This window comes from Halomarina pelagica (genome assembly GCF_024228315.1).
In the GTDB taxonomy this organism is placed as follows: domain Archaea; phylum Halobacteriota; class Halobacteria; order Halobacteriales; family Haloarculaceae; genus Halomarina; species Halomarina pelagica.
In genome coordinates, this window is record NZ_CP100454.1 from 1,314,807 (window position 1) to 1,328,663 (window position 13,857).

Here is a 13,857-nt window from a genome sequence, read left to right on the forward strand (position 1 = left end):
GCGTGTCGTCGGTCGATGTATCGCCGGTCCGTACCCGTCGACGAACGTCGACGGGCGTCGGTGGTCGTCGTGGCCGTGGGAGCGGTACTTCGGGTCACTCGCTCGGCCCCGCGTCGCTCGCGACCTCCGCCGTCCCCTCCCCGTTGCAGTCGCCCGCCGAGCGGGCCTTGACCGCCTCCGGGTCGAAGTCGTTCACGGCCGTGTTCGGCGACAGCCCGGCCCGCTCGACGACGCGGATGTCGTCGCCGGGCGACTGGCCCTCGGTGGTGAGGTAGTCGCCGGTCAGGATGCCGTCCGCACCGGCCCGGAAGGGGAGGTGCTGTTCGTCCTCGTCGAGGTTGACCTCGCGCCCGCCCGTGAGCCGCACCCGCGCGTGCGGGTGGAGCAGTCGGTAGACGGCGACGGTCTCGACGATCTCCTCGGTGGAGATGGCCGCCGAGTCGCCGAGCGCATCACCCAGCGGCGTCCCAACCACGGGGTCGAGCACGTTCACCGGGAGCGAGGAGACGCCCACCTCCTGGAGCGCGACGGCGGCCTCGACGCGGTCGGTGGGCGTCTCACCCATCCCGAGGATGACGCCCGCACAGAGGTCCATCCCCGCGGCCTTCGCGCGTTCGAGCGTCTCCACCCGGTCCTCGAAGGCGTGGGTCCCGACGACCTCCGGGAAGAAGCGCGGGGAGGTCTCTATGTTGTGATTGTAGTGACCGACCCCCTCCGCGGCGAGGATCCGCGCCTCCTCCTCGGTGAGGATGCCGAGGCTGGCGTCGACCGCCACGTCGGTCTCCTCGCGCACGAGGCGGATCGCTTCGAGCACCTTCGCCCACTCGTCGGGCCGACGTTCCTTGCTGACGCCCTTCTCGGCGACGACGATGCCGAACCGTTGTGCGCCGTCGCGCTCGGCCCGCCTGGCCGCGTCGAGGATCGCCTCGGGGTCGAGGAGGTCGTACGTGTCGATACCGGTGTCGAAGTGGACCGACTGCGCGCAGAACCCGCAGTCCTCCGCGCAGTTGCCGGCCTTCGCGTTCACGATGCTACAGGCGTCGACCGTGCCGTCGCCGAACCGGGCGCGGACGGCGTCGGCCGCCGCCGCGAGGTCGTCGGTCGGCTGTGCCAGCAACGCCAGCCCGTCGGTCCGGTCGAGCGACTCGCCGGCCAGCACCCGCGCGACCGCGTCGTCTATCGTCCGATTTCCCGTCTCGTAAACCACGAACTCAATAGCGGTTGACGGCGTGATAAAACCCAGGGGTGGGTGAGATTCCTACCAGACGTACTCTCGAACGAACGGACGGGATCGCGGCGGTCGTCGCGAGCGAAGCGGACTTAGGAGGCGTCCGTCGACCCGTCGAGGTCGACGCGCTCTCCGTTCTCCCCGCCCTCCTCCTTCCACTCGCCGAGTTCCCTCGGGTCGAGGTGGACGAACACGTCGTCGACCTCGTCGATGTCACGGATCGCCGTCACGACGGCGGTCTCGATGTCGTGGGCCTCGGAGACGGTGCGCTCGCCCTCGATCTCGATGTGGAGGCTCACGTCCACCTCGGGACCGACGTAGTGGGCGACGACGTCGTGAACGCCCTGCACTTCGGGGTGTGCCAGCGCCCGGTCGACGATCTCCGCCTGGAGTTCGTCCGACGGGGCCGCCCCGACGAGGTAGTTCAGGTTGTCGCGGACGATCTCGACGCCCGTGTAGAGGATGCCGAGGGCGACGACCGCGCCGGCGAGCGGATCGAGGACGCCGAACCCGGCGGCCGCGCCGAGGACGCCGGCCAGCGCCGCCGCCGCGGTGAGGATGTCCGCGCGGTTGTCGAGCGCCGTCGCCTCCAGCGCGGGCGAGTTGTACGTCGCCGCCATCCGGCGACAGTAGCGATAGAGGAGGTACTTGGCGACCGCGCCGACGGCGAGCACGCCGGCCGCGAGGGGGCCGTCGTGCCCGCTCGCGCCGCCCGCGAGCGCGGCCTCCAGCGCCTGCCAGAGCACGACCCCGCCGGCGGCGAAGACCCCGAGCGCGACGAACAGCGAGACGAACGGCTCGATGCGCTCGTGGCCGTGGGGGTGGACCTCGTCGGGCGGTTGCGTCGTGAGGTAGAGCCCCGCGACGACGACGAGGCTGTAGACCGCGTCGGCGAGGCTGTTGACCGCCTCGCTCCCGACCGCGATGCTCCCCGTGGACAGGTAGACGCCGCCCTTGGCGAGCGCGAGCAGCAGGTTGACCCCGAGAACGACGAGGCCGACGCGGCGGAGGGCGGCGACGCGGTCCATACCCCTCCCTTGGAACCTGACCGTAAAGTCGCTTCGCGTTTATCCGTCGAATCCGGGCTTTAGATGCGTCGAAACCCCCGTTTATGCGTCATCGACGCGCACGGCACCGTCCTCGTCGACGGTCGCCCCTTCCCGCGCCGCGAACGCCTCGTGGAGACGGTCGTACGTCTCGTCGATGGCCTCGACGATCACCTTCGTGTCGGCGATCACGGGCATGAAGTTGGTGTCGCCGCCCCACCGGGGGACGACGTGGGTGTGCAGGTGGTCGGTGATGGAGCCGCCCGCGGGGCCGCCGAGGTTCAGTCCGGCGTTGAAGGCATCCGGCCCGAGCGCGGCCTCCAGGGCGTCGAACGTCGCCTGCTTCAGGCGGGCGTGGTCGAGCAGTTCCCGGTCGTCGAGGTCGCGGTAGTCGCCGGTGTGTCGGTAGGGGATGACCATCGCGTGCCCGGGGTTGTAGGGGTAGTTGTTGAGGAGCACGTAGGCGTGCTCCGACCGGGCGACGATGCGGTTTCGTCGGTCGTTCGTTCGCTCCGGCAGTTCGCAGAACACGCAGCCGTCGACGTCGTCGGACCGGTCCCGTTCGACCCACTCGATGCGCCAGGGGGCGACCAGTTGCTCCATAGTTCGAGGACGGACGCGGGTGCGTAAAACGTGCGGATTCGGGGCCTTCAGCGGTTCCGACCCCGTCTTAAATATATTGGCTCGGAGGCTGATGAAACGGCCCGAAACAGTCTGAGCAACAATCGTGAACGGTTTCGTACTCTCTCAGGCCGTCGTTCACCGACTCCGTTGCCGTCTGTCGTTTTTACCGTAAACAACCCCCAACGAAAATCGGTTTTTATACCCCCGTCCGGAGTAGGCCGGGGCGATGGCAGCAACACGCAACCAGTCGAACGATATGCTCGAAGGCTGCGCCGACTGCGGCCGTGAGACGCCCCATTCGGTACGCCTCGAGATACGCACGGAGAGCCAGAAGTCCGAGAACGCGCAGTTCTCCCGCGAGCCCTATCGCGTCAGCACGTGCCGCATCTGCGGGGCGGAGACGGCGCTGCGCATGAACAACGCGTAGGTCACGCCGAGCGGGCGGCGCGTGAAACCACGCCGGTCCGCATCCCCCTGTCGCGTCCGGCCCCCATCGGTCGCTGTTTCTTCGGTACCCCCGACGCCGCCCGTACCGACGGTTTATCGTCCCCGACCCGTCCCCCACCGGGCTACGCCCGGCCTCCGCGCTCGTCACGACTCGTTCGAGGAGTCGCCGCTCTCCGACCCGTCGTCGGGATCGTCGCCCGACGGGGCACCGGGGTTGTCCGTCCCGTACTCGGTGCAACCGGCGAGCGTGAGGCTCGCGACCGCCGCGCCGGCCGTCGCGACGAATCGTCGTCGGTTCATGAGAGGACGTCGGGAGGAGGGTCGCGAGCCGATTGAGGTGACGGGCTGTAAATACAGGGTCGGCGGGGCGGTCTGACGGACGGAATCGGCTACCGCGAGCGCGTCGTCACTTCGCACCCGTCGTCGGTGACGACGATCGTGTGCTCCTTCTGGCTGACGAGCGTCCCCTCGGCCTCCTGGAGGACGGGGTAGCCGTGGAGGACGCCCTGCTGTTTCAGCCGCCGGACCGCCATCTCGGCGCGGTCGACGTCGAGCCAGCGGGTGGCGAACGGGAGCGTCCGGAACTCCTCGGTGATCTGTTCGAGCGCCTGGCGGGCCTGGCGGTTCCGGACGGACCGCTCGCGCTCGAGCGCGAAGATCTCCTCCGTCGGCCCCTCGCCGACCTTGCCGCTGCCGTCCGTGGCGAACGGTTCGATGGCGACGACGTCGCCGACGTCCAGTTCGACCCCGGATTCGACCGCCCGGTTGGGGATGTTCGGCGGGACGTGCTGTTGCCAGTGGCCCAGGCCGTGTCCGGTGAGGTTGACGACGGGGTTGTAGCCGTACCCGTCGATGACGGACTCGATCTCCGCGCCGATCTCACCCGTCCGGACGCCGGGTTCGACGACGTCGAGGGCGGCGTCGAGCGCCTCGGCGCTAGCCTCGGCGAGGTCGGCGTGCCCCGAGAGGTCGACCGTGATCGCGGTGTCGGCCAGCCAGCCGTCGACGTGCACGCCGATGTCGAGGTTGACCATCTCCTCGCCGAACGTCGCCTCGTCGTCGATACCCGGCGTGGCGTGTGCCGCCTCGTGGTCGATCGAGATGTTCACCGGGAAGGCCGGTTCGCCGCCGAGTTCGCGGATGCGCTCCTCCGCGCGCTCGGCCACGTCGAGGTGACTCGCGCCCACCTCGACGCGCTCTGCGGCCTCGTCGCGGACCCGCGCGAGGATCCGCCCCGCCTCGCGGTGTTTCTCGTACTGTTCCGACGTGAGGTCGACGTCGCTCATACTCGGGCACTCGCGGGAACGAGGGATAGGGCTTGTGTTGCCCGCCAGGAGATCTCGTGAGACCTATTGAGCGATACTGAACGGTCATAGCAACGGCTTATTCGGCCGCGTCGAACGGATCGGCACATGTCGAACACGTCGCGTCCACGGCGGGTCGCGCCGCCGCGGGGCCGGTCGGACGGCGGGACGGTGGACGGCGGGACGGTGGACGGCGAAGCGTCGGACGGGTCGGCGGACCTCCCCCCGCTCTCTCCCGACCTCGCCGCGCACCACGAGCGCATCGACGCGGCCGACTGGGAGCGCATCGCCGTCGTCGGCGACGTTCACGGCTGTCACGACGAACTGCTCGATCTCCTGGACCGCCTCGATCCGGGCGAGGACGACCTGCTCGTCTTCGTCGGCGACCTCATCAGGAAGGGTCCCGCCAGCCGCGCCGTCGTCGAACTCGTCAGGGACAGTCCGAACATGCGCGCCGTGCGCGGGAACAACGAACAGAAGTACGTCGACGACCGCGTGGAGTGCCCCGCGCTCGCGCCCGTCGCCGAGTACATCGAGTCTCTCCCGGTGGCCCTCTCGTGGGACGGCGCGATGGTCGTCCACGGCGGACTCGACCCCCGGCGGCCCCTGGTAGAGCACACGATCGACGACCTGGAGACGACCCGCGCCATCCCCCCCGGGAACGGCTACGACGGGCCGTTCTGGTTCGAAACCTACCGCGGACCGCCGCGGGTGTTCTTCGGCCACACGGTCCTCGACGCGCCGGTGGTGAGCGAGTGGGCCGTCGGGCTCGACACCGGGTGCGTCTACGGCGGCTCTCTCACGGCCTACGACTGCTCGACCGGCGAGGTCCTGTCGGTCCCCGCCCACGAGACGTACAGGGAGCGCGCCGACCGGAAGATACTGAACCCGGGCGCGACGGACGCGGGGACCGCGGATCGACCCTGACGCCACCGCCACCGACGCCGCGCGCCGACGCGGACGACGACACACCGACGCTGACACCCCACCGATGCCAGAGAACGACGGTACGACGGACGACGACACGACGGACGACGACACGACGGACGACGATACGACGGACGACGCTTCCGACCACGACGAGACGGCCCGCGCCGCGAACGGCCGCGGGGAGCGCGCCGCGGCGGTAGCGCGCGACCGACCCGACCCGAACGACCCCCCGGTCCCCGACGTGGACCTCGACGCCCCGCGGTACTACCTCAACCGCGAACTGAGCGAACTGGCGTTCCAGCGGCGCGTGCTGTTCGAGGCGCTCGACGAGCGCAACCCGCTCCTGGAGCGGGTGAAGTTCCTCGCCATCGTCACGCGGAACGTCGACGAGTTCTTCATGAAGCGCGTCGGCGGGCTGAAACAGCTCATCGCGGCGGGCGTCACGGAACGCTCCCCCGACGGTCGCACCCCGGAGGAGCAACTCGGCGAGGTGCTCGAGACCGTCAGACCGCTGTTCGAGCGGCAGGTCGAGTGCTACCGCGAGGAGATCAGGCCGGCGCTCGCGGCGGCTGGCGTCCGCGTCCTCGATCACGACGACCTCTCGCCCGCGGAGCGGGCCGACCTGCGCGAGTACTTCGAGGCGTCCGTGCTGCCGACGCTGACCCCGTTGACGTTCGATCCGGCGCACCCCTTCCCGTTCATCTCGAACCTCTCGCTGTCGCTCGCGGTGCTGACCCGCGGCGAGGACGACGACGAGCCGCGGTTCTCGCGGGTGAAGATCCCCGGGAACCGTCCGCGGCTCGTGCGGGTGGGAGACGAGGAGGAGGGGAGGAACGGAGAGGGCGAGGAGGCGCGGTTCGTCCCCCTCGAACAGATCGTCGCGGCGAACCTCGACCTGCTCTTTCCCGACGTCGAGGTGCTCGATCGCTCGGTCTTCCGCGTGACGCGCAACGCCGAGGTGCGCCGCAACGAGGAGGTCGCGGAGGGACTGATCGAGATGATCGAGGGCGTCCTCCGCGAGCGCCGGTTCGCGACGGTGGTGCGACTGGAGGTCGAGTCGGACATGCCCGCGCCGGTTCGGGAACTGCTCGTCGAGCAGCTCGACCTCGACGAGCGGGAGGTGTTCGAGCGGGCGGGACCGCTCGACTTCCGCGACTTCGCGGCGCTCTGCGACCTCGATCGACCCGACCTGAAGCTCGACCCGTGGACGCCACAGCCCCACCACCGGCTCGCGGGCGAGGAGCGCGACGTCTTCGCCGAGATCCGCCGGGGCGACCTGCTCGCACACCACCCGTATCACTCCTTCGAGGAGACCACCCAGCGGTTCCTGAGCGAGGCGGCCCACGACCCGGACGTGCTCGCCATCAAGGCGGCCATCTACCGCACGGCGCACGACTCGAAGGTGATCGAGAGCCTGATCGAGGCGGCCCAGAACGGCAAGCAGGTCGCGGTGATGGTCGAACTGAAGGCGCGCTTCGACGAGGAGAACAACCTCCGCTGGGTCCGCCGCCTCGAGGAGGAGGGCATCCACGTCGCCTACGGGACGGTCGGCTACAAGACCCACTCGAAGGTGGCGCTCGTCGTCCGCGAGGAGGCCGACGGCGTCCGCCTCTACTCGCACGTCGGCACCGGCAACTACCACTCCGAGACGGCGAAGACGTACGTCGACCTCGGCGTGCTCAGCGCCGACCACGACGTCGGCCAGGACCTCACCCGACTGTTCAACTTCTTCACCGGCCACTCGCTCCAGAAGGAGTACCGCGAGTTGCTGGTCGCACCCGTCAACATGCGCCGCCAGTTCGTCGACCGCATCCGGGAGGAGGCGGCCCACGGCGAGGACGGTCGGATCGTCGCGAAGATGAACGCGCTCGAGGACCCGGGGATCGTCGAGGAACTCTACCGGGCGTCGATGGCCGGCGCGCGGATCGACCTGATCGTCCGTGGGATCTGTCGCCTCCGCCCCGGCCTCCCCGACGTGAGCGAGACGGTGCGCGTGCACAGCGTCGTCGGGCGGTTCCTCGAACACTCCCGGATATTCTACTTCGAGCACGCAGAGCCGCAGTACTACGTCGGGAGCGCCGACTGGATGACGCGGAACCTCGACCGCCGGGTCGAGGCCGTCACGCCGGTCGACACGCCCGACCTCCAGTGCGAACTGCGGGACGTCCTCGACGCGATGCTCGCGGACAACCGCAAGCGCTGGGCGATGAACTCCGACGGCACGTACGAACAACGCCGCCCCGACGACGGCGAGGAGGTGCGGAGCACCCACGAGGTGCTGATGCGTCGCGCGCGAGCGCGAGCGACGGAGTCCGACGGTGCCGCCGACGGCGTCGGCCACGAGGGATCGCTCGCGGGCGTGCACGAGGGAGAGCGCGAGTGACCGACTCGCCGGCCGACGACGAACGCGACCCCGCCGTCTCGCTGGCGGCGGATCGGCGCTTCGATCCGATCCTCGTCGAGGGCGTCGTTCGGGAGGGAGGGAAGCGGCGACGCGCAGAGGGACGGTCGACCCGGGGGACGTCCGAGTGACGGGAGCGCCGCAACGGCTTACCCGCCGCACGACGAATCGATAGGTATCACCATGTTCGATCGAATCCTCCTGCCCGTGGACGGAAGCGACCCCGCGAAGCGAGCGGCGGCGGCCGGACTCGAACTCGCGGAGACGTACGACGCGGCAGTGGACGTGCTGTGTGCGATCGAACCGTCCCGGATGCGGGAGGAGGAGGCTGCGCGACGCCATCGAGAGGAGCGCGGAGCCGAGATCGTAGCGGAGGTGGTCGGGATGGCCGAGGGGTCGGGCGTACCGGTCGAGACGCACCTGGTCGAGGGACGGCCCCACAGGGTCGTCGTCGATCACGTGAACGAGCGCGGGATCGACCTCGTCGCGATGGGGCGACGCGGGCGGACCGGACTGGGCGAGCGCCTGCTCGGGAGCGTCACCGAGCCGGTGCTCCGGGGCAGCGACGCCCCGGTGCTCACCGTGGGCGGCGACGCGGACGCCGGGGGGTACGAGAACGTCCTCGTCCCGACGGACGGGAGCGGGATCGCAGAGCGCGCCGCGCCGTACGGGGCCGACCTCGCGCGGCGCTACGGCGCGACGCTCCACCTCCTCAACGTCGTGGACGTGCAGCGGGAGGGGGGACTCTTCAACGCCGGGGGCGTGGACGCCGCGTTCGTCGAGCGACTCGAGGAGCGGGGACGGGAGAAGGTCGACCGCCTCGCGGAGCGCGTGCGCGAGACGGACCCGGACGCGGAGCCCCGCACGGCGGTCGTTCGGGGCGCGCCCCACGTCGGCATCCTCGAGTACGCGGACGCGAACGACGTCGACCTCGTCGTCATGAGTTCCGAGGGGGAGTCGAACCTCGCGTGGCAACTCCTCGGGAGCGTCGCCGACCGAGTCCTCCGCACCGTCGAGGTGCCGGTGCTGATCGTCCCGTCCGGGTGATCGATCCTCGGCACGATTCGACCGTCCGAGCGGTCGACCGACGGCTACTCGCCGGCGACGCTCGTCTGCATCCCGTCGGAGTTGAACGCGCTTCCCGAAGCCCCGTCGCGGTCCATGACGACGACGCCCGCCTCGCTCCCCGTGATGTCCTCGAACTCCTCGATCGCGAGTTCGGCGGCCGTCCCCGGGTCGCGGCCGAGTTCGAGGTGGTCCACCGCGCGCCGGGCGAGCGTCACGCGGACGATGTCCTCGCCCGCGCCCGTCGCGCTCGCGCCGCCCGCGTGCGTGGCGAAGAAGCCCGATCCGACCTGCGGCACGTCGCCGACCCGCCCGGCGAGCGCCGCCCACCGTCCGCCGGTGGAGGTGCACGTCGCGAGCGTCTCGCCGTTGGTGGCGACCGCGCCCACCGTGTCGTAGTCCTCCGGTCGGGCGTCGTCGCCGGTCGCCGCGCTCCCGCCGAACTCGCCGACGAGCCAGTCGAGTTGCCCCCGCGGGTCGTCGCGGGCGGGCGGCGACGGGTCGAGGGCCGCCCACCGCTCGCGGGTGTCCTCGCTCCGGAGGTCGACGCCCGTCTCGATCCCGAAGGCGGCCGCGAGGTCGACCGCGTGGACGCCCGAGACGCAGACGTGCGGGGTCTCCTCCATGACGATCCGCGCGACCTCGCAGGCGCGCTCGACGCCGGGCATCGAGCAGGCCGCCCCGACCAGACGGTCGTCGGTCATGATCCCCGCGTCGGTGCGGACGACGCCGTCGGACTGGATCGCGCCGCCGACCCCCGCGTTGAACCGCGGCGAGGACTCGAGAACGCGGACGGTCGCGACGACCGCGTCCACCGGCGTCGCCGCCGTCGCACCCGCCGCCGTCGCCTCGTCGAGCGTGGCCTGCCGCCGCTCCGGTTCCTCGACGGCCCCGCCGGCCCCGCCGTGCGCGATGACGTACATGGGCGGAGGTGTGTCACGGGCCGGGAATAGTGCTTCTATACCGTCGGCCGTCGCGTCGGCTCTCGCGCAACGGTACGGCTGACGTGATCTGCGAGACGTATGCGCGACCCCGGTCGCGCGTTCGCGTCGAACGCACGTTCCGAAGCGACGACGACGTTCTCCACGCGGTGACGTACACGAAAATTGTCGGCAAATTATATCCCCTCGTGCTCGAACCTCTCAAACTGTTGTATGGTAGCAATTGACATCGAAACGGAGGACGGTCGGCGCGAGGCGCTCCGTCGGATGCTCACGATACGGGCGTTCGACAGCGCGGCATCCGACCTCTTCGCCGACGGGGAGATACCGGGGTTCGTCCACCTCTACATCGGCGAGGAGGCGGTGGCGACGGGCGCGTGCGCCGCCCTCGAGGAGCAGGACTACATAACCAGCACGCACCGCGGGCACGGTCACTGCATCGCGAAGGGGCTCGACCCGACGTTCATGATGGCCGAGCTGTACGGCAAGCGCGACGGCTACTGTAACGGCAAGGGCGGATCGATGCACATCGCCGACGTGGACGCCGGGATGCTGGGCGCGAACGGCATCGTCGGCGCGGGCCCGCCGCTCGCGACGGGTGCGGCACTCACGGCGCAGCTGAAGGGCGAGGACCGCATCGCGCTCGCGTTCTTCGGCGACGGCGCGGTGGCGCAGGGGCAGGTCCACGAGGCGATCAACCTCGCCGCGACGTGGGACCTCCCGGCCATCTTCCTCGTCGAGAACAACCAGTTCGGCGAGGGGACGCCGGTCGACGAGCAGCACAACGTGCAGGCGCTCTCCGAGACCGCGGAGGCCTACGACATCCCCGGGTTCAGCATCGACGGAATGGACGTCACGGCGGTGTACGAGGCCGTCGGCGAGGCACGAGAGCGCGCCGCGAGCGGGGCTGGACCGACGTTCATCGAAGCCGAGACGTACCGCTTCCGGGGGCACTTCGAGGGCGACCAGCAGCCCTACCGCGAGGAGGAGGACGTGGCCGTCTGGCGCGACCGCGACCCCGTCGAGTCGTTCAAGGCCCGACTCGTCGAGCGCGGCGAGTTGACCGACGAGGAGTTCGAGGCGATGCGCGAGTCGGCCGACGAGGAGATCGAGGAGGCGGTCGAGTACGCGCGAGACGCCGCCGACCCCGCGCCGGAGGAGGCCTACGACGACATGTTCGCGACAGTCGTCCCGGAGATCGAACAGTTCGCGGCCCGAATGCGCGCCGACGGGGGCGCGGAGCGATAGACCATGAGCACCGAGACAGGCACCAGTTACGACGTGGACCAGACCCGCACGATGACCATGCGCGAGGCGATACGCGAGGCGATACGCGAGGAACTCGCCCGCGACGACGACGTCTTCCTCATGGGCGAGGACGTGGGGCGCTTCGGCGGCGTCCTCGAGGTGACCGCGGGCCTCCTGGACGAGTTCGGCGACGATCGCGTCCGCGACACGCCGATCAGCGAGGCGGGCTTCATGGGCGCGGGTATCGGGGCGGCGGCGACGGGAACCCGTCCGGTCGTCGAGATCATGTTCAGCGACTTCCTCGGCGTCTGCTCCGAACAGGTGATGAACCAGATGGCGAAGATGCGCTACATGTTCGGCGGTAAGACGGAGATGCCGATCACCGTCCGCACGACCGAGGGCGGCGGGATGGGGGCCGCGAGCCAGCACTCCGGCACCGTCCACACCTGGTTCGCGCACTTCCCCGGCCTGCTCGCGGTGACGCCGGGCACCCCGGCGGCCGCGAAGGGGCTGCTCAAGAGCGCCATCCGCTCCGACGACCCCGTGTTCTTCTTCGAGAACAAGATGACCTACGAGCAGCAGGGCGAGGTCCCGGTCGACGAGGACTTCACGCTCCCGCTGGGCGAGGCCCGCGTCGAGCGCGAGGGCGACGACGTCACCGTCGTCGCCAGCCAGCGCCTCGTCGGCGAGTCGCTCGACGTGGCCGAGGACCTGGCGGGCGACGTGAGCGTCGAGGTGATCGACGTGCGGTCGCTCTACCCGCTCGACACGGACACGCTCGTCGGGAGCCTGGAGAAGACCGGGCGGATGGTGGTCGCCGACGAGAGTCCGCTCTCCTACGGCGTCCACGCCGAGGTGATGGCGCGGATGATGGAGAACGCGTTCTTCAGCCTCGACGCGCCCATCCAGCGCGTCGGCGTGCCCGACACCCACATCCCGTTCAGCCCCGCGCTTGAGGGGGAGGTCCTGCCGAGCGCCGACGACGTCAGAACGGCCGTCGAGCGCATCGCCTAGCGTGGCGACCGTTGGACTGGTCGTCAACCCGTCGGCGGGCCGCGACATCCGGCGGCTCACCGGCGGAGCCAGCGTCAGCGACCGCTACGCGAAGGTGCAGACCGCCCGATGCGTCCTCGCCGGGCTGACGACGATCGATCCCCCGCCGGACGTGCTCGTGATGCCGGACAAGGCGAACGTCGGCCAGGGACTGGTCGAGGAGGCCGTCGAGGCCGGGGAGATCGACGCCGCGCTCCTCGATCAGTCCGTCACGGGGTCGGGGGAGGACACCCGAAGAGCGGCCGACGCGCTCTGCGAGCGCGCCGACGCGGTGGTCGTCCTCGGCGGCGACGGGACGAACCGCGACGTGGCGACCGGGATCGGCGACGTACCCGTGGCGAGCATCTCGACGGGGACGAACAACGTCGTCCCGACGGCCATCGACGGCACGCCGGCCGGTGCGGCCGCCGCCCTCGTGGCCACGGGACGCGTGCCCGCGGCGGACGTGACGGTGCGCCACGGCACGGTCGTCGCCGCAGTCGACGACAACGGCGGGCACCGCCGGTTCGAGGGGCTCGCCGCGCTGTCGGTGCTCGACCGCCCGTTCGTCGGCACGCGGGCCGTCCTTGACCCGGGGGACTTCCTCGGGGGCGTCGTCTCGCGCGCCTCGCCGGGAGACGTGGGGCTCTCCGGGGTCGCCGGGACGCTCGGCGCGATCGCGCCGGACGACCCCGGTGGTGCGGGACTGCGACTCGGACCGCCGGACGACGCTCCCCGGACCGTCCGGGCGATGACGACGCCGGGCGTGGTCGGGCGCATCGGCGTGCGCGAGCACCGCCGCCTCGACGACGGCGAGGCGATGACCTTCGACGTGCCCGAAGGCGTGCTGAGCGCCGACGGGGAGCGCGAACTGGAGGTGCACGACGCGCACGTGGAGGTCCGCCCGCGCCCCGATGGCCCGCGGTTCGTCGACTTCGACGCCGTCTTCGAGCGCGCCGCGGACGAGGGGCTGTTCGTCGAGTGAGCACCGGGATCGCGCGGAACGTGACGGTTCCCCGGCGCGACCGGTCGCGTTCCGTGAGAAGCAGTGATGTGTGTCACCATTGAACAGTAACCGGTCATGGCGACGGACATACCGCAGCTGGACGTGGAGGTACCCGAGATCAGCCAGGTCGCGTTCGTGGTCGAGGACGTCGAGGACGGGATGGACCGGTTCGGTGCCGTCCTCGGCGTCGGCCCGTGGCAGCTCTACCGGTTCGAGCCGCCGGCGCTCCACGACACGACCTACCGGGGCGAGGAGCGCGACTACTCGATGATCCTCGCGCTCGCGACGGTCGGCGACACGATGATCGAACTCATCGAGCCGCTCACGGGACCGAGCATCTACACCGAGCACCTGGAGGAGCACGGCGAGGGGTTGCACCACGTCGCCTGCTTCGCGTTCGAGGACGCGCCCTCCGTGGTCGAGGAGTTCGAGGAGGCGGGGATGCCCGTCCTTCAGAGCGGCGTCTACGAGGAGACGCCGTACTGGTACTTCGACACCGCCGAGCGGTTGAACGGGGTGATCTTCGAGACGGCGGACAACGTGGACGCGCTGCCCGAGCCGGACGGTACGTACCCCTGAGCCCGC

General features: G+C 70.4%; 15 protein-coding genes. 9 read left to right on the forward strand and 6 right to left on the reverse strand.

Annotated features, from left to right (window positions below; all coding sequences use genetic code 11):
- Window positions 1-94 precede the first annotated feature (94 nt).
- The 3 genes from bioB to NKI68_RS06955 form a co-directional block, all read right to left on the reverse strand.
- A complete protein-coding gene (gene bioB, locus NKI68_RS06945) occupies window positions 95-1,207 on the reverse strand; it encodes a biotin synthase BioB (protein WP_254545981.1) in 1,113 nt (370 codons plus the stop codon).
- A gap of 113 nt (window positions 1,208-1,320) precedes the next feature.
- Window positions 1,321-2,256 carry a cation diffusion facilitator family transporter gene (locus tag NKI68_RS06950; RefSeq protein WP_254545982.1) on the reverse strand — a complete coding sequence of 312 codons (936 nt, stop codon included), beginning with the start codon at window positions 2,254-2,256 and terminating at the stop codon, window positions 1,321-1,323.
- Window positions 2,257-2,337: 81 nt separating this feature from the next.
- A complete protein-coding gene (locus NKI68_RS06955) occupies window positions 2,338-2,877 on the reverse strand; it encodes an HIT family protein (protein WP_254545983.1) in 540 nt (179 codons plus the stop codon).
- A 247-nt stretch (window positions 2,878-3,124) separates the two neighbouring features.
- Between NKI68_RS06955 and NKI68_RS06960 the strand changes: the two genes are divergently transcribed.
- On the forward strand, window positions 3,125-3,325 hold the full coding sequence (locus NKI68_RS06960) for a DUF7835 family putative zinc beta-ribbon protein (protein WP_254545984.1): 201 nt from the start codon (window positions 3,125-3,127) through the stop codon (window positions 3,323-3,325).
- Between the two features lie 164 nt (window positions 3,326-3,489).
- Here the strand turns inward: NKI68_RS06960 and NKI68_RS06965 are convergent, their stop codons facing one another.
- Both NKI68_RS06965 and map read right to left on the reverse strand, forming a co-directional pair.
- Window positions 3,490-3,645 (reverse strand): twin-arginine translocation signal domain-containing protein, encoded by a 156-nt coding sequence (locus NKI68_RS06965; RefSeq protein WP_254545985.1) that lies wholly within the window; start codon window positions 3,643-3,645, stop codon window positions 3,490-3,492.
- An 89-nt stretch (window positions 3,646-3,734) separates the two neighbouring features.
- Window positions 3,735-4,631: a type II methionyl aminopeptidase gene (gene map, locus NKI68_RS06970; protein WP_254545986.1), complete on the reverse strand. Its 897-nt coding sequence runs from the start codon at window positions 4,629-4,631 to the stop codon at window positions 3,735-3,737.
- Window positions 4,632-4,757: 126 nt separating this feature from the next.
- Between map and NKI68_RS06975 the strand changes: the two genes are divergently transcribed.
- From NKI68_RS06975 to NKI68_RS06990, 4 genes are all read left to right on the forward strand, one after another.
- On the forward strand, window positions 4,758-5,576 hold the full coding sequence (locus NKI68_RS06975) for a metallophosphoesterase (protein ID WP_254545987.1): 819 nt from the start codon (window positions 4,758-4,760) through the stop codon (window positions 5,574-5,576).
- Window positions 5,577-5,640: 64 nt separating this feature from the next.
- Entirely contained in the window at window positions 5,641-7,962 is a 2,322-nt protein-coding gene (gene ppk1 / locus NKI68_RS06980; protein WP_254545988.1) for a polyphosphate kinase 1, read from the forward strand.
- Complete coding sequence (locus NKI68_RS06985; RefSeq protein WP_254545989.1) at window positions 7,959-8,111, forward strand: hypothetical protein; 153 nt, start codon at window positions 7,959-7,961, stop codon at window positions 8,109-8,111. Before ppk1 ends, NKI68_RS06985 begins: the two co-directional genes overlap by 4 nt.
- Window positions 8,112-8,163: 52 nt before the next feature.
- Window positions 8,164-9,027, forward strand: coding sequence for a universal stress protein (locus NKI68_RS06990; protein ID WP_254545990.1), 864 nt, complete (start codon window positions 8,164-8,166; stop codon window positions 9,025-9,027).
- A gap of 44 nt (window positions 9,028-9,071) precedes the next feature.
- Here NKI68_RS06990 and NKI68_RS06995 read toward each other — a convergent pair whose 3' ends face one another.
- Window positions 9,072-9,968, reverse strand: a complete 897-nt coding sequence (locus NKI68_RS06995; protein ID WP_254545991.1) for an isoaspartyl peptidase/L-asparaginase — start codon at window positions 9,966-9,968, stop codon at window positions 9,072-9,074.
- Between the two features lie 231 nt (window positions 9,969-10,199).
- On the opposite strand from NKI68_RS06995, the gene NKI68_RS07000 reads away from it, so the two are divergent.
- The 4 genes from NKI68_RS07000 to NKI68_RS07015 all read left to right on the forward strand — a co-directional run bounded on the left by NKI68_RS07000 (window position 10,200) and on the right by NKI68_RS07015 (window position 13,851).
- The gene (locus tag NKI68_RS07000; protein ID WP_254545992.1) at window positions 10,200-11,234 is read left to right on the forward strand and encodes a thiamine pyrophosphate-dependent dehydrogenase E1 component subunit alpha; all 1,035 of its coding nucleotides are present in this window, start codon (window positions 10,200-10,202) and stop codon (window positions 11,232-11,234) included.
- Between the two features lie 3 nt (window positions 11,235-11,237).
- Entirely contained in the window at window positions 11,238-12,248 is a 1,011-nt protein-coding gene (locus NKI68_RS07005) for an alpha-ketoacid dehydrogenase subunit beta (protein ID WP_254545993.1), read from the forward strand.
- A gap of 1 nt (window position 12,249) precedes the next feature.
- The gene (locus NKI68_RS07010) at window positions 12,250-13,251 is read left to right on the forward strand and encodes an NAD(+)/NADH kinase (RefSeq protein ID WP_254545994.1); all 1,002 of its coding nucleotides are present in this window, start codon (window positions 12,250-12,252) and stop codon (window positions 13,249-13,251) included.
- 96 nt (window positions 13,252-13,347) lie between these two features.
- On the forward strand, window positions 13,348-13,851 hold the full coding sequence (locus NKI68_RS07015; RefSeq protein ID WP_254545995.1) for a VOC family protein: 504 nt from the start codon (window positions 13,348-13,350) through the stop codon (window positions 13,849-13,851).
- Window positions 13,852-13,857: the final 6 nt, after the last annotated feature.

Bases quoted from the DNA above. Each gene is read 5' to 3' on its own strand.
- map (WP_254545986.1), bottom strand. From the start codon at position 4,631: ATGAGCGACGTCGACCTCACGTCGGAACAGTACGAGAAACACCGCGAG.
- NKI68_RS07005 (WP_254545993.1), top strand. From the start codon at position 11,238: ATGAGCACCGAGACAGGCACCAGTTACGACGTGGACCAGACCCGCACG.
- NKI68_RS06995 (WP_254545991.1), bottom strand. From the start codon at position 9,968: ATGTACGTCATCGCGCACGGCGGGGCCGGCGGGGCCGTCGAGGAACCG.
- NKI68_RS06975 (WP_254545987.1), top strand. From the start codon at position 4,758: ATGTCGAACACGTCGCGTCCACGGCGGGTCGCGCCGCCGCGGGGCCGG.
- NKI68_RS06950 (WP_254545982.1), bottom strand. From the start codon at position 2,256: ATGGACCGCGTCGCCGCCCTCCGCCGCGTCGGCCTCGTCGTTCTCGGG.
- NKI68_RS06960 (WP_254545984.1), top strand. From the start codon at position 3,125: ATGGCAGCAACACGCAACCAGTCGAACGATATGCTCGAAGGCTGCGCC.
- ppk1 (WP_254545988.1), top strand. From the start codon at position 5,641: ATGCCAGAGAACGACGGTACGACGGACGACGACACGACGGACGACGAC.
- NKI68_RS06955 (WP_254545983.1), bottom strand. From the start codon at position 2,877: ATGGAGCAACTGGTCGCCCCCTGGCGCATCGAGTGGGTCGAACGGGAC.
- NKI68_RS06990 (WP_254545990.1), top strand. From the start codon at position 8,164: ATGTTCGATCGAATCCTCCTGCCCGTGGACGGAAGCGACCCCGCGAAG.
- NKI68_RS06965 (WP_254545985.1), bottom strand. From the start codon at position 3,645: ATGAACCGACGACGATTCGTCGCGACGGCCGGCGCGGCGGTCGCGAGC.
- NKI68_RS07015 (WP_254545995.1), top strand. From the start codon at position 13,348: ATGGCGACGGACATACCGCAGCTGGACGTGGAGGTACCCGAGATCAGC.
- NKI68_RS07000 (WP_254545992.1), top strand. From the start codon at position 10,200: ATGGTAGCAATTGACATCGAAACGGAGGACGGTCGGCGCGAGGCGCTC.